This is a genomic window from Mucilaginibacter sp. OK283 (assembly GCF_900110415.1).
GTDB lineage: Bacteria > Bacteroidota > Bacteroidia > Sphingobacteriales > Sphingobacteriaceae > Mucilaginibacter.
Genome location: NZ_FODR01000010.1, coordinates 26,306 through 47,427 on the forward strand (window position 1 = coordinate 26,306; position 21,122 = coordinate 47,427).

General features: G+C 44.4%; 15 protein-coding genes and 1 tRNA gene. 6 read left to right on the forward strand and 10 right to left on the reverse strand.

Going from position 1 to position 21,122, the window contains the following annotated elements:
- Positions 1–49 precede the first annotated feature (49 nt).
- Positions 50–493, reverse strand: coding sequence for a MarR family winged helix-turn-helix transcriptional regulator (locus BMX56_RS21100; protein WP_090651674.1), 444 nt, complete (start codon positions 491–493; stop codon positions 50–52).
- 268 nt (positions 494–761) lie between these two features.
- Complete coding sequence (gene ggt, locus BMX56_RS21105; protein ID WP_255369884.1) at positions 762–2,483, reverse strand: gamma-glutamyltransferase; 1,722 nt, start codon at positions 2,481–2,483, stop codon at positions 762–764.
- A 246-nt stretch (positions 2,484–2,729) separates the two neighbouring features.
- Between ggt and BMX56_RS21110 the strand changes: the two genes are divergently transcribed.
- Positions 2,730–3,227, forward strand: a complete 498-nt coding sequence (locus tag BMX56_RS21110) for a hypothetical protein (protein ID WP_090651675.1) — start codon at positions 2,730–2,732, stop codon at positions 3,225–3,227.
- A gap of 105 nt (positions 3,228–3,332) precedes the next feature.
- Here the strand turns inward: BMX56_RS21110 and BMX56_RS21115 are convergent, their stop codons facing one another.
- Positions 3,333–7,076, reverse strand: coding sequence for a S8 family serine peptidase (locus tag BMX56_RS21115; protein WP_090651676.1), 3,744 nt, complete (start codon positions 7,074–7,076; stop codon positions 3,333–3,335).
- Positions 7,077–7,194: 118 nt separating this feature from the next.
- Positions 7,195–8,844: an NAD+ synthase gene (locus BMX56_RS21120; RefSeq protein ID WP_090651677.1), complete on the reverse strand. Its 1,650-nt coding sequence runs from the start codon at positions 8,842–8,844 to the stop codon at positions 7,195–7,197.
- Positions 8,845–8,901: 57 nt separating this feature from the next.
- Between BMX56_RS21120 and gldB the strand changes: the two genes are divergently transcribed.
- The gene (gldB, locus tag BMX56_RS21125) at positions 8,902–9,939 is read left to right on the forward strand and encodes a gliding motility lipoprotein GldB (RefSeq protein ID WP_090651859.1); all 1,038 of its coding nucleotides are present in this window, start codon (positions 8,902–8,904) and stop codon (positions 9,937–9,939) included.
- 423 nt (positions 9,940–10,362) lie between these two features.
- Here gldB and BMX56_RS21130 read toward each other — a convergent pair whose 3' ends face one another.
- The 4 genes from BMX56_RS21130 to BMX56_RS21145 form a co-directional block, all read right to left on the reverse strand.
- Positions 10,363–10,557: a hypothetical protein gene (locus tag BMX56_RS21130; protein WP_090651678.1), complete on the reverse strand. Its 195-nt coding sequence runs from the start codon at positions 10,555–10,557 to the stop codon at positions 10,363–10,365.
- 60 nt (positions 10,558–10,617) lie between these two features.
- On the reverse strand, positions 10,618–11,508 hold the full coding sequence (locus BMX56_RS21135; RefSeq protein WP_090651679.1) for a DUF4349 domain-containing protein: 891 nt from the start codon (positions 11,506–11,508) through the stop codon (positions 10,618–10,620).
- Between the two features lie 205 nt (positions 11,509–11,713).
- Entirely contained in the window at positions 11,714–12,607 is an 894-nt protein-coding gene (locus BMX56_RS21140) for a DUF4349 domain-containing protein (RefSeq protein ID WP_177183876.1), read from the reverse strand.
- A 550-nt stretch (positions 12,608–13,157) separates the two neighbouring features.
- A complete protein-coding gene (locus tag BMX56_RS21145) occupies positions 13,158–15,551 on the reverse strand; it encodes an ABC transporter permease (RefSeq protein WP_090651681.1) in 2,394 nt (797 codons plus the stop codon).
- Between the two features lie 206 nt (positions 15,552–15,757).
- Here BMX56_RS21145 and BMX56_RS21150 point away from each other — a divergent pair, with 206 nt between their 5' ends.
- Entirely contained in the window at positions 15,758–16,219 is a 462-nt protein-coding gene (locus BMX56_RS21150; RefSeq protein ID WP_090651682.1) for a redoxin domain-containing protein, read from the forward strand.
- A 56-nt stretch (positions 16,220–16,275) separates the two neighbouring features.
- On the opposite strand, the gene BMX56_RS21155 is transcribed toward BMX56_RS21150, so the two are convergent.
- Positions 16,276–17,367 (reverse strand): acyltransferase family protein, encoded by a 1,092-nt coding sequence (locus BMX56_RS21155; protein ID WP_090651683.1) that lies wholly within the window; start codon positions 17,365–17,367, stop codon positions 16,276–16,278.
- Between the two features lie 154 nt (positions 17,368–17,521).
- Here BMX56_RS21155 and BMX56_RS21160 point away from each other — a divergent pair.
- From BMX56_RS21160 to obgE, 3 genes are all read left to right on the forward strand, one after another.
- Positions 17,522–17,595 (forward strand) — tRNA-Arg (locus tag BMX56_RS21160).
- A 97-nt stretch (positions 17,596–17,692) separates the two neighbouring features.
- Positions 17,693–18,274, forward strand: coding sequence for an adenylate kinase (locus tag BMX56_RS21165; RefSeq protein WP_090651684.1), 582 nt, complete (start codon positions 17,693–17,695; stop codon positions 18,272–18,274).
- A 165-nt stretch (positions 18,275–18,439) separates the two neighbouring features.
- On the forward strand, positions 18,440–19,447 hold the full coding sequence (gene obgE / locus BMX56_RS21170; RefSeq protein WP_090651685.1) for a GTPase ObgE: 1,008 nt from the start codon (positions 18,440–18,442) through the stop codon (positions 19,445–19,447).
- A 96-nt stretch (positions 19,448–19,543) separates the two neighbouring features.
- Here obgE and BMX56_RS21175 read toward each other — a convergent pair whose 3' ends face one another.
- Entirely contained in the window at positions 19,544–21,115 is a 1,572-nt protein-coding gene (locus BMX56_RS21175; RefSeq protein WP_090651686.1) for a hypothetical protein, read from the reverse strand.
- Positions 21,116–21,122 lie beyond the last annotated feature (7 nt).

Here is a 21,122-nt window from a genome sequence, read left to right on the forward strand (position 1 = left end):
TTCAGCCAAAAAGCCACTTGCCCGCCATGCCCGCGTTCCAATGAACCAATTAAGGTTTATAGTTAAGGGTGAGTTTGTTGATCTTTTTGAGCATTTCGGTTAAGTACTCTTTATCAGCTTCGCTAATGTGCTCGTTGAGGTAGTTGTTAAACTGTTTTACTATGGCGCGGGCCTGGTGGCGTTTTTCTTTGCCGAGTTCGGTCAGGTAAATTTTTACCGAGCGTTTATCGCCCTGGTTTGATTCCCGGTAAATAAGCCCTGTTTTTTCCAGTTGGCTGAGCATCCTCGATAAACTGGTTGACTTAAGGCCCAACAAAGCTGCCGCCTGCGATACGGTGGTGCCCTCTTTTTCGTCAATATTGATCAGCAGGTAACCAATTGATTGCGTAATGCCAAACTCGGTAACCAACTGGTTATACCTGTTAGCCACAGTTTGCCACACAATCTTCAAAAAATAATCGATGGTTTCCTGGTGTTTTACGCTTTTATGCATTTTTATAAGTTGTACGTGATACGTTTTAAGTGATACGTTTTTTCACGCTGCTGGTTTATAAGTTTTTGCCCAACAAATATAGGCTGCAGATGTAAACGATGGTACGAAGGTACATTTTATTTTCTTCAACCTTAGCTGACGCGGGACGTTGTAAGTTTTACGTGATACGTTTTAAGTTACATGTTTTTTACCCTGCTGGTTTATAAGTTTCTACCCTCAAAAAATTATCGAATATAAAACGTACAACTTAAAACGTATCACGTACAACCTAATACCCTACCGTCGTATCATCTCCCCTTGGATCAGCGCCGCCTTCGTAGTAGCCCGATTGGGTTTTCAGGATGGCATCTACCCGGCCGATTGCCCCTCGGTTGGTTATTTTGTAGCCTTTACCTTGCAGTTTTAAAATTGTGGCGCCATCAACCCCATTCTTTTCAATAGTAACCTCGTCTGGCAGCCATTGCGAGTGGAAGCGTTTAGAACTTACCGCCTGCTGCATGGTCTGGTCAAATTCTATCACATTCAATATCGTTTGAAAAACAGAAGTTATAATGGTAGATCCGCCTGGGGTGCCCACTACCATAAACAGCTTGCCTTCTTTTTCGATGATGGTTGGCGTCATTGAAGATAGCATGCGTTTGCCGGGCTGAATGCTGTTGGCTTTACCGCCAACCAAGCCATACATGTTGGGCACGCCGGGTTTCGAGCTAAAATCGTCCATCTCATTATTTAATAAAAAGCCGGCGCCATTTACAAAAATCTTAGACCCAAAACTATCATTTAGTGTAGTGGTGATGGATACCGCATTGCCGTCCTTATCTACTATCGAGTAATGGGTGGTTTGGTCGCTCTCGTACCCAACAAAAGTGCCGGGTTGTATACTGGCGCTCGGTGTGGCTGCATCCCAGCTAAATGTGCTCATGCGCGATGTGATATAGGCCGGCTTAAGCAGGCTATCAACAGGGACTTTATAAAAATCAGGGTCGCCGAGATACCTGGAGCGGTCGGCATACACACGGCGTTCGGCCTCAACAATTAACCTGATGGTCGAGTCCTGGTTATAGCCCCATCGTTTTAAGGGATATTTTTCTACAGATTGAAGTAGTTGCAATAAAGCAATCCCCCCGCTTGATGGCGGCGGCATGGTAATAATTTTATAGCCTTTGTAATTGCCAGTTATGGCTTTGCGCCAAACCGAATGATAACGTTTAAGGTCTTTTTTGGTCATCAGCCCGCTGCCGTTTTTCATTTCGGCAACAATCTGGTCGGCTACTATGCCATCGTAAAAACCTTTACGGCCTTTATCGCGGATAAACTCGAACGTTTTGGCCAGGTCTTCCTGTACCAGCACATCGCCTTCATTCCAACCTCCTTGTTTTAAAAGATAGTTTTTACCAGGGTTCAGTTTTATAAATTGCGCCTGGGTGTGGTTCAGGTCGCTGGCCAGGTGTTTGGTTATTTTAAAACCGTTGCGGGCCAGATCAATGGATGGTTGTACCAGGTCGGCCCATTTAAGCTTGCCGTATTTTTTGTGGGCGGTTACCATCCCATCTACCGATCCGGGAACTCCGGAGGCCTGGTGGGTATAGAGGCTCATATCCGGAATTACATTCCCCGCTGAATCGAGATACATATTTGCACTGGCGGCACCAGGGCCCTTTTCCCTGAAATCAAGCGTTTTGGTTTTGCCTTTGCCCGACCGGAAAACCATAAAGCCGCCGCCACCAATATTACCGGCCTGCGGATGCGTTACGGTCAACGCGAATTGTACCGCTACGGCAGCATCAACAGCGTTGCCGCCTTTCTTTAAAATATCAACCCCCACCTGCGAAGCATCCGGATAGGCGCAAACCACCATCCCATTACTGTATTGACCAGTATTGCTTATACCTGATTGCCCATGTACGTATCCGGCGGGTATAAACAAAAGTACCGCCATAGCAAGGCCAAGATGTTTGTTGTTTTTTATTTTAAAGGAGTGTAATATCATTATCAACTAAAATTATTTTCACTAAAGTAACCTATTTATAGGCAAAAACCCACGGAAAAAGCTCATTATTTAGGATTGAGAATCAGTTGACTGCACACAATTTAGCGCCCTTTTTAAGCCGAAATAGCATAAAAAGCATATTTGAACGTTTATTTACCTGAACATTCGGGTCGAAAATTGGTTAAACCTATGTTAAATTCAAATGTCATTGCATTACCTGTTTAATTCATTTACTAAAACTACTACATGAAAAAAATCATTTACATCCTGTCGTTATCGGTTTCGTTTTTATTGATAAACCAGCGTTCGCAGGCGCAGGATTACAAGGCCGCGGCCGGTTTAAAGTTTGGCGCTTATGAGATAGGCCCATCAGGAAAATATTTTTTGAACCAGACAACCGCTATTGAAGGAATCCTGGGCATCCGCGATCATGGTATAGTAATTACCGGTTTGTACGAAATTCATACCCGTGCTTTTAATGTTGATAAACTGAACTTTTTTTATGGCTTTGGCGGCCACTTAGGCTCGATAGGCAGCGGCTATTACAAACGTTTTGGCAGCGATGACCAGTATTATAAAGACAGGCATCTTTTGTTTGGCGCCGATGGCGTTGCAGGCCTGGAATGGGTAATACCCAACAGCCCCATAGCTGTAAGCCTTGATTTGAACCCACGCCTTGAAATAGCTACCGGTCCGTTTTTTGATATTGCACCCGGTGTTGGCGTAAAGTATACGTTTCAGTAAAGAGCCTCACCCTGCCCTCTCCAAAGGAGAGGGTTCTTAAATATCTCGAAATTCGCCATCACGCAAATCAAAAGTCCTCTCCTTTGGAGAGGGTTTGGGTGAGGCTTAATGCACCACAATCACCTTCTTGGCATAAGCTTTACTCCCCATTATCGCCCTTAATATATACACGCCGGGCTGCACTCCTGTTACATTTATTACCGTGCTGAAATTGCCCTGCGGGATGCTTTGCTTTTCGGAAACTATAGTTTGCCCCACGGAGTTTACCAGCGATAAGTCAAGATCGGCAGCGGTATTTGCTTTAAAAACAACATACAGGTTGGCACTTGCAGGTACCGGGAAAACGGTTAACCCAATATCGGTAGATTTATCAACGTTGGATGCCGTACGGGCATAAGCAAACACATCCGATATAACTGCGCAACCACTGGCCAGTGTATCAACAACCTGGTAATTTCCGCTTTGCAAAGGGTCAAACGTAGCGCCTGTTGCACCCTGTATGGGTTTGCCGTTTAACAGCCACTGGTTGCCTGTTGTAAAGCTGGAGTTTAAGGTGTTGTTATTTTGTGTAATAGCCGGTTTGGTTAAGGTAACCGCCTTACGCGCTGCCGAAGCACAACCCAGGCTTTGTACCTTCATGTCATAAAAGTAATAGTAAAAGCCTTTGTAGTAAGTAGTATCGGCAGCATTATCACCCGTGGCATCATTGCCCACTATGCTGAAGATTTTGCCGATGCTAAACGGGTAACTTGTTACGCCTGCATTATTACGATATATAGTGGCTGTGTTGTCATAGGCGATGGATATCAGGTAATTGCCGGCCGCAGGCAATTCAAGGTTAAGGTCATACACTTTGCCCTGGTCGGCAGGGTCATCGGCCTGGGCACCAGGTAATGGGGTGGTACGTGTGGCCTGGGCATTAATGGTGGTAGTGGCAACTATTTGCCCGCTGCTGTCACTTACGTTAAATGTTATTTTGCCCGAATTGCCAATATATAAACGTGCCGACTGTATAACCACCGGAACTTTAGTGTTAACAATCACCGATGGCGTAAACTGGTTATATCCGCCACCGGTAAAAATATTTTTTGTTGCCGGCCCAACAGTGCCTTTAAAATCATTTACACCCGCGTAAAAGATGTTGTTTACAGGCGTTGTAGTAGTATTTGCAGGGCTGCCTGCCGCAATTGGCACAGCGTCATTCGCATTTTGATACCAAAGCATGGTGCCATCGCCCTGCCCCAATAGTTGGTATTGTTTGGTATCGGTACAATAATAGGCACTTAAATCGCCTATTGCCGATGGGCTGTTGATGACAATGGTTGTGGTAACCGTATCGTTATTTTTTACCGGATCGCCGGTTAAATTGCTGATGGCCGTTATGGTATAAGTGGCGCCGGCCAGGGCATTAAAGTTTTGGGCGAAGGTAAAGTTATCCTGATCGCCGGGGGCAAGGGTACCTGTGTAAGTACCGTTAAATGTAGTTACCGTATTATCGGCGGCGGTTATTTTTACGGTCAATGGCACGTTGGTGATAGCCGCACTGCCAAAGTTTTTAACCGCTATAGTAACCGGCGTACTTGCCGAACATGCCCCGCTTGAACCCGGATTAACTATAGATAGCACGCCGGCATCAATACTGGTTTGTAAAAACTGTACCCGGTAGTCCTGCGTTTCGCCTTTGGCATAGCTGCCGCAGGCTGTAATGCTGGCCGCGCTGTTGGTTTCGCTGAGTACTACCCGCATCAGGCTATAAGTTCCGGCTACAACGGTTGCCGGTATTTTGATGTTTGTAGTATAGGTGCCTGTGCCATTTATAATGCCGGTGGTTGCTACCAGTTCCGTATCTTCAAAAATGCCGTTCTCGTTATAGTCAATAAAAACTTTGGCGGCTTTATTGAAGTTGGCGCCGCAGGTGCCCAGTGTAAGGCTAAGCGGGTATGATTTATCCTGCTCGAGCTGAATGGTTAAATTGGTGTAGTCAGAATAGCTTTTGCAGCCTGCTGCCGGGCTGTTATCGATATTGGCCAGCTTGACATTGTTAATGCGCGAATCGGCATCGCTTAGAGGGGCAGACGTGCAATAGGCAGTGCCGCCTATCCCGGTAACTATAAGCGAGTAAGCCTGCGGGCCGGATGTTAAATTGCCTTTATGCGATACAGTTACGGTGTAAGCTTTACCCGGTACTGTATTGGCAATATATACCTGCTCCACATTATCCCTAATGTTGTTGCCGGTTGTAGCGGCTGCCGATGGATGATCGGGATCTAAAACCCAGGCGTTGTAAGTTGTGGTGCCATCACTTACTTTAATATCAAGGTCGTTAATTAGTTTTGGTGTGCGGCTGTTGATAGTGCCATCGGGCGAAACTGTTCCCTGGGGGTCTGTCCAGGCAATGGTGGCAATCAAGGCGCTGGCGCCCGATGCCAGTACGTTAAAGGTTTGCGTTTGGCCCTGGGCAAGTGAGTTTTCCTTTACCATGCTTTTAACGCCATTATCGGTAATGGCCTGTGCCGCCTTGGGCATATCAAGCAATCCCCAGCCATAAATATAATCTGGGCCAACGTTGCCGGCATCAAAGGCGGTATGGCAAACCAGGCCTTTCAGTGTGGCCGATTTCATGAAATTCCCACTGTTTTTTTGAGCATAGTATTCCTGCAATAAATACAACGAACCGGTGATATTGGGCGCGGCCATCGATGTGCCCGATAGCGTAAGGTACGATGAACTGTTAGCTATCCCTACAGAAGTTACATTTACCCCATCACCCACAATATCCGGTTTTACGCGACCATCATCCGTAGGCCCCCAGGCGCTGAAATAGGCAACGCTTATATCGTTCCTGTTGGTAGGGCCCGATGGCAAGGGGTTTACTGCACCAACCGTCAGCGTGTTTTTGGCGTTACCTGTGGTGCTGATGATATCATAGTCGCTATTGTCGCTTATTGTTGAGGGGCGGGCGCCTTTATTTACCATAGTTTGATCGGTGCGGCTGCGGTAGCCGTAGTAAGTTGCACCTATGGCCGGCCCGTTGCTGGCCCTGCTGTTTCCTGCCGATTCCACAATAAGGTAATAGGGGGCCGTATAGGCTATTTTATCCCATGACTGGGCGCGGGTATCGTAAAATCCAAAAGTGTAATCAACAGTATCACCCGGCAGGCCATACCACTCCCAGCGGCTGGCATCGCTGTTATAATCCCAGCCGGCAACATCGCCATAAGAATGGTTTGATAATAACAGCCCCGCTGCAGCGCCGCTCATTTCAGATACGTCGTTATCAAAATCCCATGACAACAGGCTGCTCGCGTTAAACGCCATGCCTTTAGCCGGCGCGTAAACGCCTTTGGCAATCATGGTGCCGGCCACGTGAGTAGTATGATCAAGCACCGAAGCGCCATCTTTTATCGTAATGGTTTTACCTGCAAATTCCTGGTGCGCGGCATATACCGAACCGCCATCCCAAATGGCCAGCTTACCAACAAGGTTGCTGCCAGATCCTGAAAGGTTTAGCCCTAATGAGCCACCTGGCTGCACGGCGTTAGTGCCCGTTGTGGCCGCAGCCGTTGTATTGTTGTGTGTGGTAAGATATATAGGAAAACCAAGGCTGTTAACACCCTGTAAAAACACGTGGTTACCGTTGCGCGACCGACGTGTAACCGGCCAGCCTTTTTGCGTCGCCAATGAAAGGGCCTGTTGCTTATTTACATTGAAAGTACTCCTCAATTGCGAAGAAAAACTGCTTAATTCGGCTTTTTTTGCATCGCTAACCAGCGGTTGCTGAGCAAATGTTTGAACTGCAATACACAGCAAAAAAAAAGAAGTACATACCGCGGCGTATCGCTTATTCATAGACTTGAAATATAGGTATTTTTAGTATCAAGTAGTTAGTATCAAGTATCAAGATTTTTTGTTTCCAAATTTTTTATGAAGCGGTCTTGATACTTGATACTAGCTACTTGATACTGTCTCAAGACAAATATTTCCCTACTATTGGCATCCTGCGGCCCATGCCAAATGCTTTGGGGGATACCCGTAATATTGGCGGGGTTTGGTAACGTTTATGCTCGGCGGAGTTGGTGAGCTTGATCACCCGGCGCACGGTTGCTTCATCGTATCCCATTTTAATGATCTCGGCAGATGAGCGGCGATATTCAATATATTCTTCCAATATCTTATCCAGTATATCGTATTCGGGCAACGAGTCGGTATCCTTTTGATCGGGTCTTAACTCGGCCGATGGCGGTTTTACAATGGAATTTATCGGGATAATCTCTTTGTCTTTATTAATATGGCGGGCCAGGGCAAATACCTGGGTTTTGTATACATCGCCTATAACAGAAATGCCGCCGCACATATCGCCGTATAAAGTTCCGTAGCCAACGGCGGCTTCACTTTTATTACTGGTATTAAGCAATATATAGCCAAACTTGTTACACATGGCCATTAACAATACCGCCCTGGTACGCGATTGGATATTTTCTTCGGCAATGTTAAACGGAAGGTTTTTAAATTGGGGATGCAGCGATGTTTCTATAGCCTGGGTTATATCTTTTATGGCGATGGTCTCGCTCTTGCAACCCAGGTTAGCCACCAGGTCTTCGGCATCTTTGAGCGAGTGATCGGTTGAAAAACGGGATGGCAATAATACTGCCATTACATTTTGTGCGCCCAGGGCCTCGGCAGCCAAAGCGCAAACCACGGCAGAATCGATACCGCCGGACAGACCTAAAATTGCCTGCTTAAAGCCCGATTTATAAAAGTAATCGCGGATGCCTAATATGATGCCCTGGTGAATTTGCTCAATATCGCCGGGACGGTCTGTTTTCATGGTTGACGGATGCTCAAAGCTGATACTGTTATCCTCATTGAGGGTATAGTATGCCGTACTTTCTTCAAAATAGGGCATTTCATCTATCAGTGTCCCTTTATTATCAAACACCAGCGATCCGCCGTCAAAAATCAGTTCGGTTTGTGCGCCTATATTATTGATATATAAAAGAGGCAGCTTGTAACGGCTGGCATTATCGCTTAAAATAGCAACCCGTGTTTCATCATGATTATAGGCAAATGGCGAAGCTGCGATATTGATCATTACATCAGGCCGCTGATGGATCAGGATATCCATAGGTCGGGTGATGTATAAAGGGTTTTCAATCGTGTTCCACAAGTCTTCGCAAATGGTAAGCGCTATTTTTTTGCCTTTAAATTCAATACAGTTAAAATCCGTTGACGGTTCAAAATAGCGGTATTCGTCAAATACATCATAGTTGGGCAGCAGCGCTTTGTTTACAATTGCCTTTACTTTACCATCCTCAATAAAATAGGCCGAATTATTTAAGTCCTTGCCTTCGGTTTTATTGTTAACTGTAGGCAGGCCGATAATACAGGCGATATCAATACACACTTCGGCTATTTTTTTTGCCGATTCTTCGCACAGGCCAATAAACTCGTCAAATTCCAAAAAGTCGCGCGCCGGATAGCCGCACACGCACAACTCGGCAAAAACCACCAGGTCGGCGCCGTTTTGTTTGGCTTTTAATATGTGGTCAATTATTTTGGCTGTGTTCGATTCGAAGTTACCTATATGATAGTTAAGCTGGGCTAATGCAATTTTCATGGATGGTATAGTAACGTATTAATGCAAATAAAAATTATTTTTGCTCAAAGGATAAATATGATAACTACCCGGTATAAAGCAAAACAAATTTACTTAATTTTTTTTATCGGTATGATATTGTCGGCCTGCCGCGGCAACAAAAAGGTTGATGTAAGTAATATTGACCTTGAGGTGAAGATTGAACGCTTCGACCAGGATTTCGACGCCATGCGCACCCACCCTATGGCACAGCAGGCTATCCACCTGCATAATAAGTACAAGGTGTTTTACCAGGATTTTATTGAACGTATTTTACCGGTAGGCAGCATTAAGGATACCGCTTATTTTAAAACCCTGCGCAATGTTTTTGCCAACAAAGCCTATAACGACCTAAGGCACGATGTGGAGGCTACTTACCCCAAGCTGGATAAGCAGGAAGCCGAACTTACCGATGCCTTTAAGCATATTAAATATTATTACCCCCAAAAAAGGATTCCTAAGGTTTACAGTTATTTTTCGGGCTTCCAGGCGCAAACATCCATAGGCGATGGGTATTTTGCTATCGGGCTCGATTTGTTTTTGGGTGCTAATTCGCGGTTTTACCCTTCCATCACCAGCGCGTTCCCGCATTATTTATCAAAGCATTTTACGCCCGAAAACATTACGCCGCGGGTGGTTGAAGGCATTGCCCGCGAAGATATGTTCCCCGAAAGTGACGATGATAAATCGTTGTTGACAAAAATGATTTACAATGGTAAGATCATGTATTTTATGGACAAAATTTTGCCCGATGCCGGCGATACCCTGAAAATAAGCTACACCCGCGACCAGCTAAAATGGTGTACCGATTTTGAGCCTAAGATATGGGCTTACTTTTTAGAAGAAAACCTGCTGTACGAAACCGACTATCCCAAAATTCAAAAATACCTTACCGAAGCACCCTTTACCCCCGGCCTTGGCGAACGCAATGAATCGGCCCCAAAACTGGCCGTATGGACGGGCTGGCAAATTGTACGCGCTTATATGGATAAACATCCCGAAGTTACCCTGCAACAGTTGATGGCCAATAAGGATGCGCAGAAAATATTGAATGAATCAAAGTACAGGCCTAAGTAGGACGGCCCCCCCCCCCCGACCCCCTGAAGGGGAAGTTTTTGATTTGCGGATAAAGAAAGTTTTATAAGATATAGAGAGGGCTTGTCAGTCTGAGCCTGTCGAAGACTCGCGCGGAGAGGCCTTTGCCCGCAATGCTTCGATAGGATACATGACGAATCCAATTCCCCTGTCATCCTGAGGCACGAAGGATCTATCAACCGTGCATAACCGATAGAAAAGTTCGCGAATAGATTGCTTCGTTCCTCAGCATGACAGTTTTTATTTTTGAAAGTCATTTCCGCTTTGGTATTTTGACAATTTTATAACTGAATATGACCACTTTTTAAAAATGCACCTAAACCAAAAAAGCCCCATCCAAAAAATGAACGGGGCTTCTTTATAATATGTATTTTCCCAAACTCCCCCTTCAGGGGGCAGGGGGCTTTACTTCATAATTGCGAAAACAGCTTTTAAAGCTATCAGGGTACCAATTAACAATGCTGCGTTGGCTATCCATGAGAAATAAGCTGAGTTTTCATCACCTGCAAAACGGATAAATACACCAAAAATGCCTATGATGATTGCGACAACTAATAGTTTGTAATGTTTCTCTGCGTTAGCGTTTTCCATTGACTCCATGATACCGATATTTTTTGTACCGCAAAAATAGAAATGTTTACCGAAAATGCTACTAAATTTTTATGATTTTATAGTGCCGAAAAATGCCGGGTGTTTTCGCCTATAATACCTGAACAATAGCCATAAACAGATGGCAGCTAAAACGAATACCCAGATATTGGCGAAACCAACGGCCAGATTGATAAAAAGCGACCATCCATAAATTAATGCGCTAACCAAACGTTTAGAAGCAGGCAACTGATATGCTGATGCATCATTACTTGGCAGTACCTCTTTTAATACCGTTCTGCTTTGGTAAAAACTTAATATTACGGTACTAAACTTTACATCCTGGTCTGTTTTAAGGTTAGCAATTTTTCTGTCGACAATGTCATCTTTAGCCGTGAGTTGTTTTTCCGGGTCGATCTTTTCACCGGTGTTCGCCTCCTGCTTCACCGCATTTTCTCTGTTTTCGCGCTTGAGCTTTGATGATAAATAATCAAGAGATTTATCTTCGATGTTCATTTTCCTGTTCTCGACATATAGCCCTATTTGCGCAACCTGGTTCATGAAATCTTCCAGGTGATTTGGTGGAACGTTGACTGTCATATCGGCAACGCTGCTAAACGAAGAAATGTGCATCATAGAATCATTACCGACGCTAAGGTCCTGGCTGCCTTCGTTTGTGGTTTGCATTTGGTGATGAATTACCATGCCTCCATATTTTGCAGTTAAGGCGGTAACCGTTTCTGTGGCTTTGCCAACATCTTTTACTTTAATACGCATATCGGCCGTTTTAACCAGCTTAGCATCGTCAAGTTTGTCGGTTTTGGCCGTAACTGCAGCAGGCGATACGCTGGCCGTATCTGCGCTATTGGTGCTTTTTTCGTTGTCGTAACTTCCGCCAGATCCCTTACAAGCGCCCAGCAGCAATACTCCCGCCGCAAGGGCAGTAAAAATTTTTGTTTTCATGATGTTAATTTGTTTTTTGGTTACTATTGATACCAAAAAGGGTATTTAGGTAACCGTTATGTTTTTAGAAAATCAGTAAGTTATGACGAGCGCCTGGACGTTGGTTAAAGATTCACCCCGCTCATGGGTATTATCTAACCATAATCTGCTCCACGCCATTTTCAACACCCTTCGTCGCCTTTGCCGAAAGGAATGAAAATGCTATTCAGGGTTTTATCGCACCTAAAAAAGCCGGGTGTTTTCTTTTATAAAATCTGAATAACATCCATACGCCTATCGCGGCTAAAACAAATACCCAAAGATTGGTAAGCGCCAAAATTAATTCGGTAAACAAAAACCAACCGTAAGCCACCGAATTGAAAAAACGTTTGCCGAAAGATAGCTGATAGGCCGATGGATCATCGTTGGCGATGTTTTCCTGGATGATGGTATTGCTTTCATAAAAGTTAAGGGTAATTACGCTAAACTTAACGGCAGCATCTATTTTAAGATTGTCAATCTGCCCGTCTACCATATCATCCTTTAACAACAATACATTCAGCGGATTTTTGATGGTCACCTTGCCTTTCTTTTGCTGATCTACCAGTTCTTTGCGGCTTTTGAGTTTTAGTCTGGCAGATAAATAATCGAGCGATTTATCTTCAATATCCATTTTGCTTAAGGTAACATGCGTACCCATATGGGCCACCTGGTACATAAAATCCTCCAGTTTATCCGAGGGGACTTTAATGGTCATATCCTCGTTGGTATTGAATGCCGATACCCTGCGTACGGAGTCACCACTGATGCGGTAATCCTGGCTGCCCTGAGCCGATGACTCCATTTGGTGATGCATTACCATGCCGTTGTGTTTAACTGTCAGTGCTGTTATTTTCTCGGCCGTTTGCTGTACGTTTTTTACTTTGAAACGCATATCGGCCGATTTTACAAGCTTGGGCTGTACAAATAGGGAGGTATCGGCCATCGTTTCTTTATCTGACTTAGCCGAATCGGCGCTGCTGCTGTTGTTAATAGCTTCGTAATTTCCCGACCTGCCTCCCTTACAAGCGCCCAGCAGCAATACTCCCGCCGCAAGGGCAGTAAAAATTTTTGTTTTCATGATGTTAATTTGTTTTTTGGTTACTATTGATACCAAAAAGGCCATTTATGTAACCCTACGGACGAGATAATCAGGGGATTAAAGTTGTGGGGCCGTAAGGGCAGATTGACTTTAATGTAGTGTTTGTCGAACGCTGGCCACTACTCACCCCGGCTACGCTTCGCTGGCCGACCCTCTCTCCGGCTGGCGCCGCAAAGAGGGTTAACTCCATTTTTATTTTATTATTTTTTCGCCCCTCTATGCGACGTAGGTGGACATAAATTACAAGGCTTGAAATCTTGCCGATCAATCGTCTGAGATTTAAATATTCAACAATTGATAGAAACAAGTTTGCCAGTATTGAAATCTCAGCATGTCAAACGACTACAAAAAGTGTATTTTTTCTCGCGACTAAGTTGTGCAACAGCCACCGCAGTCGGAGAGAGGGCAGACGGGCGTAGCCTCGTCGGGGTGAGTCAACCCGCCGATGTTATATCCCCGCAAAGTTTTGCCAGCTTTTCACCAATGAGCTAATGAACCAATGAACCAGTGAACTAACCGAACCAATGAACTAACCTTCCTCCTTTAAACTATCCACCGGATTGGCTATTGCTGTTTTGATAGATTGAAAACTCACGGTTATCATGGCAATTACAACGGCCGCCAGTGCGGTAAGCACAAATACCCACAATTGGATATTTTGCCGGTAAGCATATCCCTGCAACCATTTTTGCATGACCAGCCAGGCCAGGGGGGTAGCAATAGCGATGGCAATAAGTACCAGTTTGATAAAATCTTTTGATAACATGGTTACCAGGCTAAATACCCCGGCACCTAATATTTTGCGGATGCCTATTTCGCGGTTACGCTGGCTGGCGGCATAAGCTGCAAGGCCAAATAAGCCCAGGCAAGCTATCATGATGGCAAGGGTGGTAAATGCCACAAACAGGCTCCCCATGCGCTGCTCGGTGCGGTAAAGGGCGTCAAAATCGGCATCCATAAACGAGTATTCGAATTGCTGGTTAGGGGCAAGCTTTTTCCACTCATGTTCTGCATGGTTTAAAAAAAGCCGCAGGTTTTTGGTATCCACTTTAACGCAAAGCAACTGCCGCCAATCCTGGTCCATCACCATTACCAGCGGACTGATGTTGTCCCTTAACGAACTGAAATTAAAATCTTTTACCACACCAATAACGTGATATGTTCTGGCATTTGGCCCCTGCCCGGTAGTAAGCGTTTTGTTTAAGGCATTGTTATTAAAGCCCAGCATATTGGCAGCTGTTTGATTGATGACCATTCCCGATGAGTCGGAACGGAACTGGCTCGAAAATCCGCGGCCTGTTAACAGGTGCATGCCCATTGTATGCAGGTAATCTTCATCAACCGACCAATATTCGGCCATCAAACCGCTTTTATGTTCGCTGCTGATGCTGTTTGGGAAATGGGTTGTGTTGGTAGGGTAGTAGGTGCTAAGTGTGGCGTTAACAACGCCCGGTAATTGCTTTACCTGCTGTTTTAACAACTGCGGATTGTTTAAGGCGTTTACATTTTTTACCAGTAGTAACTGGTCGCGGTTAAAGCCAAGGTCTTTATTTTGGATATACCTGAGTTGGTTGTAAACTACCATGGTTCCAATGATCAGGAAAATGGAAATCGAAAACTGGAATATCACCAAAAAGCTGCGCAGCATGCCTCCTTTAAACCCGGTTGATATTTTTCCCTTTAAAACATGGGCAGGATGAAAGGCCGACAGGAAAAATGCAGGGTACGAGCCGGAAACAATGCCAACAATAACGATAATAATCGCCAAAGCAGGCACCAGCCAGCTAACCATTTGCGTGCTTATCGTTATTTGTTTACCGGCCAAGTGGTTAAATGCAGGTAACAACGCCCATGCCACTAATACCGCAATAATGGTAGCTGCCATGGTAACAATAAATGATTCGGACAGGAACTGTACAATGAGCGACCAGCGCGAGGAGCCCAGTACTTTGCGCACCCCAACTTCGCGGGCGCGGTTGGCGGCGCGGGCGGTTGAAAGATTCATGAAGTTGATACAGGCCAGCACCAAAATAAACAATGCAATGGCCGAGAAGATGTATACATACTGAATGTTGCCGTTTGGCCCCAGTTCGCGCTGGCGGTTTGATTGCAGGTGAATGTCTTTTAGCGGCGTTAAATTCAGGCGGATATAATTACCGCCTTTTTCAAACTTATCCATGTTCATACTGCCGTTAAGCCATTGGCGCATCATGGCCGGGAGCTTGGCTTCGAGGCGGGAAGCGCTTACACCGGGCTTCAATAAAATATATGTGCTAAAACTAAAATGATTAAACGTTTTATCGCGCGATGACTCCTGCGACAAAATTGACAAGAAGAAACCGGCCGTAAAATGCGATTGCACGGGTACATCTTTAACAACCCCGGTTATTTTATGGGGAACGCTATCTGTATTAATGGTGAGTGTTTGGCCCACCACGTCGGTTTTGTTAAAGTATTTGATGGCCGACGATTCGGTAAGTACAATGGCGTTCGGGTCGTTCAGCGCGGTTTTCGGGTCACCATTAATCATGGGTAAGGTAAATATCGAAAACAGGGATGGGTCGCAATAGATCACTTTATCTTCGGCAATATCCTGGCTGCCTTTTTTAAAGCGGATATTTAATGCAGGCGAGACCCTTACCGCGTTTTCTACCTCGGGGAAATTACTTTTTAAAGCATCGCCCACGGGTGGCGCGGCAATTGCAAATGAGGTTATAACGCCGCCATATTTTAAATCGGTGTTTACCCGGTAAATGCGTTCATATTTTGCATTGTACCTATCGTAGCTCAACTCATCAACCACATATAAAACAATGAGCAGGCAGGTTGCCAGGCCCATCGCCAGCCCTAAAATATTGATAAAAGTAAAACCCTTATTTTTTAAAAGGGAACGGAACGCGGTTTTGAGGTAATTCCTGATCATAGCTTTATTGGTTGATAGGATAAAGCTATAACTAAATATTTAGTTAATCAAGGGTTGAAAGAAAATGGATCTGATTTGTTTTTGCCATATCAGTAAACAGAGATATTATGGCGGCGCACTCGAGAAAGATCGTAGTGAAATTTTGACCCTTTATTTACTATGTTTTCATTTAATTATCATTCATTTGCAGTATAAAAACACGCATCATGTCATTACAACCAGGCCAGGCGGCACCTCAATTTACATTAGTATCATCAGGGTTGAAAACTGTATCACTGTCCGATTTTAAGGGGCGCAAAGTGGTATTACACTTTTTCCCTTTGGCATTTACAGGCGTTTGTACCACGCAACTGTGCACCATGCGCGATAGCTTTGGCTATTACGATGGTTTAAATGCTACCATACTGGGCATCTCTGTTGATTCGCCTTTTTCGCTGGCTAAGTTTAAAGAAGAAAATGGCTACCAGTTTGATTTGTTGTCGGACTTTAACAAAGAGGTATCTACCGCTTACCAAGCCATTTATGCCGATTTTGTAATGGGCTTAAAAGGCGTTTCAAAACGTGCCGCATTTGTTATCGACGAGGAGCAAAATATCATTTACGCCGAAGTACTGGAAGTTGCTACCGACCTGCCAAACTTTGCGGCCATTGCCGAAGTGGTAAAATAATTTTGTATACTATAGCACACCGAGCCTGTTAAGCAGAAATGCCTGGCAGGTTTTTTTTATGCCTTTTTGTTTTTGGCAAAATGTTTCTTCAGCTTTAAGAAAAACTTCTCGTAATAAAAATACGATAACAATGGCACCAGCGCCAGGAACAGCAGGTTGATGGGATATTTGGTAAGCGGGAACCGGGTATCGTTAGATAGGAATAGTTGCTGCCAGATATAGATACTGTACGATAGGACGCCTATAAAGCTCAACTCCTTTAAGTTCAAAAATTTATAGATCAAATTAGTTTTAGGGCTGATGTTATTGACAATGATAATGCCGACAAAAATAGATATGAACAAATTGATAAAGCAGGATTGCAGCGTAAAAAAGGCATCGAACTTTAGGTAAAATATCATAAAAACGGATACCAGCGTAGCCGCCAGGCTCAATTTGCCAAAGTTTAAATAACCTTTAAATAACAAAACCGAGAACAGGCAACCCACAGCGATGCCCTGGAATTTAACCAGGTAACGTAAAGCAGCGGAGAGCACGCCGTTATTTAAAAAGCTTACGATGGTTTGTAGGTAAACCAGTGTCGGTACCAACAGAATGATCACTAATAGAATGCTTACGTATAGCTGGAATTTCTTTTTGATAAATACCGGAAATAACAAATAAAACTGCTCTTCGACCGATAGCGACCAGTAATGGGCCAGGCTCCAGTCGAACTGTAACCTTCTGAAATAGGAAAGGTTGGCGATGAACAGCGCCGATGAAATAAAGCTTAACGCACCTACCTGCAATTTAAAAAAATAATTAAGTATGGCAATCACCACTATGTACAGGTAAGCCACCGGGAGGATTCTTAACGCGCGGCGGATGTAGAAGTTTTTGAGCGATAAATCGCCGGTTGTGATTTTCTCCTTAATGCATAAAGTGGTGATTAAAAAACCGCTGATCACAAAAAACACATCAACACCCAGGGGGCCGATAAATACAAGGCTTTGAAAATAAGGGTTGTAGTTGAGGATGAAATGATGGATAAGCACCATGATGATTGAAACGGCCCTTAACCCATCAAGCGACGGATATTTTTTTTGATCTAAAATAGCAGGCACCGACTTTATTTCGGAGAAAAGGCTGGCGCTATTGTTAAACTTCACGTTGGTTATTATCCGGTTAAAAAATTAAAGATATAAAAACAAATAACTAATTATGAAGCAAAGTAAGACTATGCAATACTGCGGTTTATGGGTTTTTTGAAAAAAAGTATGAGAGATTAAAAAGAAATTCTATCTTTGCATTCCGTTTCGAAAAGCACTCGTAGCTCAATTGGATAGAGCGTCTGACTACGGATCAGAAGGTTAGGGGTTCGACTCCCTTCGAGTGCACATAAAATATGCCTTTAAATGGTTTTGTCCATACGGGTACAAAGTTAATCCTAAGCCTTTCTGTGTAGTACCGAAAGGCTTTTAATTTATAACGAGCATGCTAAACCTGGTATTGTTTGGTCCTCCCGGAGCCGGGAAAGGGACTCAGTCACAAAAGCTTATTGAACAATATGGATTGATCCATTTATCAACCGGCGATCTTTTACGTGGCGAAATTGCGCAAGGAACAACACTTGGGTTAGAGGCCAAGAAGCTGATGGACGATGGTAAATTGGTTCCAGATGCGGTTGTAATTGGCATGATCAGCAATAAGCTGGACAGTAATAAAGATGGCAAGGGTTTCATTTTTGATGGTTTCCCCCGCACGGTTGCACAGGCAGAAGCGCTGGATAGCCTGCTAACCAGCAAACAGTCGGCTATAACCGGCATGATAGCGCTTGAGGTTGATGATGATGAATTATTGCGTCGCCTATTGCTTCGTGGTAAAGATTCGGGCAGGCCCGATGATGCTAATCCGGAAGTGATTAGCAAACGCATCCATGAATACAATGATAAAACGGCTCCTGTGGCCGGTTTTTATAAAAACCAGGGTAAATTTAAAAGTATTAATGGCATAGGCTCGGTAGATGAGATTTTTGGCCAGATACATGCCATTATTGAAGCCTGGTTAAAAGATTAATATTTAAAGTCCGGAAGACGGGAAGTCAGTAAAGTCCGGAAGTTAGGAAGGATAAAGTCGGGAAGAGAGGAAATCGGTAAAGTCCGAAAGTTAGGAAGTTAAAACTCTTAAACTTTCGGACTTTACTGACTTTCGGACTTTCGGTCTCCAAAAAAAGAAAAAATTATGTCGCAAGGTTCCAATTTTGTTGATTATGTGAAAATCTGTTGCCGCAGTGGCCACGGAGGGGCGGGCTCTGCGCATTTACACCGTGATATATTAACTTCAAAGGGTGGCCCCGATGGTGGCGATGGCGGTCGTGGCGGCCATGTTATTGTTAAAGGTAATGCCCAGCTATGGACCATGCTGCACCTTAAATACCGCAAACACGTTATTGCCGGCGACGGTGATTCGGGCGGCAGCTCATTACGCAGCGGCAAAACCGGAAGAGACGAGATTTTGGAGGTACCTTTGGGTACTACAGTTAAAAATGCCGAAACCGGCGAAGTGATCTTCGAGATAACCCAGGACGGCGAAACCCGGATTTTAACCCCTGGCGGCCGTGGCGGCCTTGGCAACTGGCACTTTAAAACCCCAACCCAGCAAACCCCCCGCTTTGCCCAACCCGGCGAAGATGGTAAGGAAGACTGGAATATACTGGAACTAAAGATCCTGGCTGATGTTGGTTTGGTAGGATTCCCCAATGCGGGAAAATCAACCCTGCTTTCGGTAGTATCCGCCGCCAAGCCCGAAATTGCCGATTACGCTTTTACAACCCTGGTACCCAACCTGGGCATCGTATCGTATCGTGATAACCGCTCATTTGTAATGGCCGATATACCGGGCATTATTGAGGGTGCATCGCAGGGCAAGGGTTTAGGCTTTAGGTTCCTGAGGCATATCGAGCGCAACTCGGTACTGTTGTTTATGGTACCCGCTGATACGCCGCGCACCATCAAGGAAGAGTATGAAATATTACTAAACGAGCTGCAGGAATACAATGCCGAACTGATGCACAAGCCCCGCGTTTTAGCTGTAACAAAAATGGATTTACTGGATGACGAACTTCAGGCCGAAATGAAGAGGGAGCTGCCGGAAGGAGTGCCTTCGATTTTCATCTCGTCGGTAGCCCAAAAAAATCTTACCGGATTGAAAGATTTGCTTTGGGCCGAGATTAATAAAGCGAGCGTTTAAAAGCAGAGAGTTTAGGTCCCAAATCAGAAAGCTGGTTTCCGCAATAAGTTGTACACCCAACTAAAAACTTTAGGCTTTCAGCTTTACGCCTTCAGCTCATTTAGCTGAATACAGTACATATTTGTCACTCAGCATGTCCATACGAAAACCCTTATAACCCGGGAAACATTTGCGTATGATGTTTGATTTTGGTCCCATGTAACTTGCCGGGAGCATGATAAAGATGGGACCGGCATGGCCATAATGTACATAGTCATCAAACGCAATTTTTACATCGGGGCCAATGGGGTCTAATATTACGTAGCGGTTATGGTTTATCTCCAGGCCCAGGTCGGGGCTGATAAATACAAAGATAGCATCGGTGTTTTTCCGGTCGAGTTCCATAATCTGGTCTAACGATTGTTGATCAATAAACAGCTGCGCTATACCAGATGTTCCCCTGGCATTTTTGGTTGAATTTTGATAATAGCTGGGGGCAAAATACCTGATACTTAAAGCAGTAATAAACAGGCACACCAAACCAAAACCAATTTTAACAGGCAGCTTACTTAAACTTACCAGGTAAACAATGCCCGGCGTTATCAGCAAGCCTATGATCCGCAAATGCCTTCCCTCGTAAGAGATATTGGCCTGCTTTAAAAAGCTATACCCAAAAAACAATATTGATACCGAATAAAAAACGGCAAGCAGCAGCGTATAGTTTTTATCAGGAACAACCCTAACAATACGTATTACTAAAATTACGCTTAATACCGCGGCCAATATCAAAACCACTAACGACCACAACGGATTAAGTATGGGTGTATTGCTATGCGTTATGAGGCCATTTAATATATCATCTAAAGAAAAGCCCGTCAATATCGGCGAAGCTAAAGGAAAACTTAATGCTTCCCAGCTAAATTTAAACCCAAATGATATGCCGGCCGGGTTTGCCCCTTTTGACATATATTGAAAATAAATTACAGCAAATGATAGCGCGGCGGGAATACCAATCCAGATGCCATTTTTAATCCAATCAAGCACTGCTGTTTTATTTTTAGAAAGGCTGATCCACAGGTAGATACACCCGGCGCCGTACATCCACAAAAAAGATGATTTACAGAAGAACCCTATCCAGCCGGATAGCAGCAAAAATAAGGCAAGCTTCCAGTTGGCGTTGTCGAAGCTAACACAACCATACAAAAACCAGCCCAGGAAGCCGAAAAGTAAAACCTCGCCACCATTATAAAATACATAAGGTACAAAAAAAGCCTGCTGAATAACTATAATCAGCACGCTCACGGCAGCTAAAAGCTTTGTAAAGCCTACCTTTTTAAAAAAGGCATACAGCCCGGCTATGCCTAACAAACCGCATACAGCAGTAGTAATGGCCGCTGCGCCCCCATCGTTAACACCTGGCAATGATTTAAAAAAGTACGGAGCCAGATATTGCCCCGGCGACCACCATGATAAAAACTCGCTATAGTTTTTGCCGATATCAGTACGGTCTGGCTTGTTTGTAATATTAAAAGCCCCGCCTGCCTGCATTTTATGCATAACCTGTAAACCCCAGGCCGGATCCGGAAAAATGGCTGCCGGGGCTATAAATATCATTATTCCTAAAATGAGCACAAACAAGCTTAATGCTATCAGTATAATTTTATGCGTTTGAGATTGCTGTGCGATCATATATAGT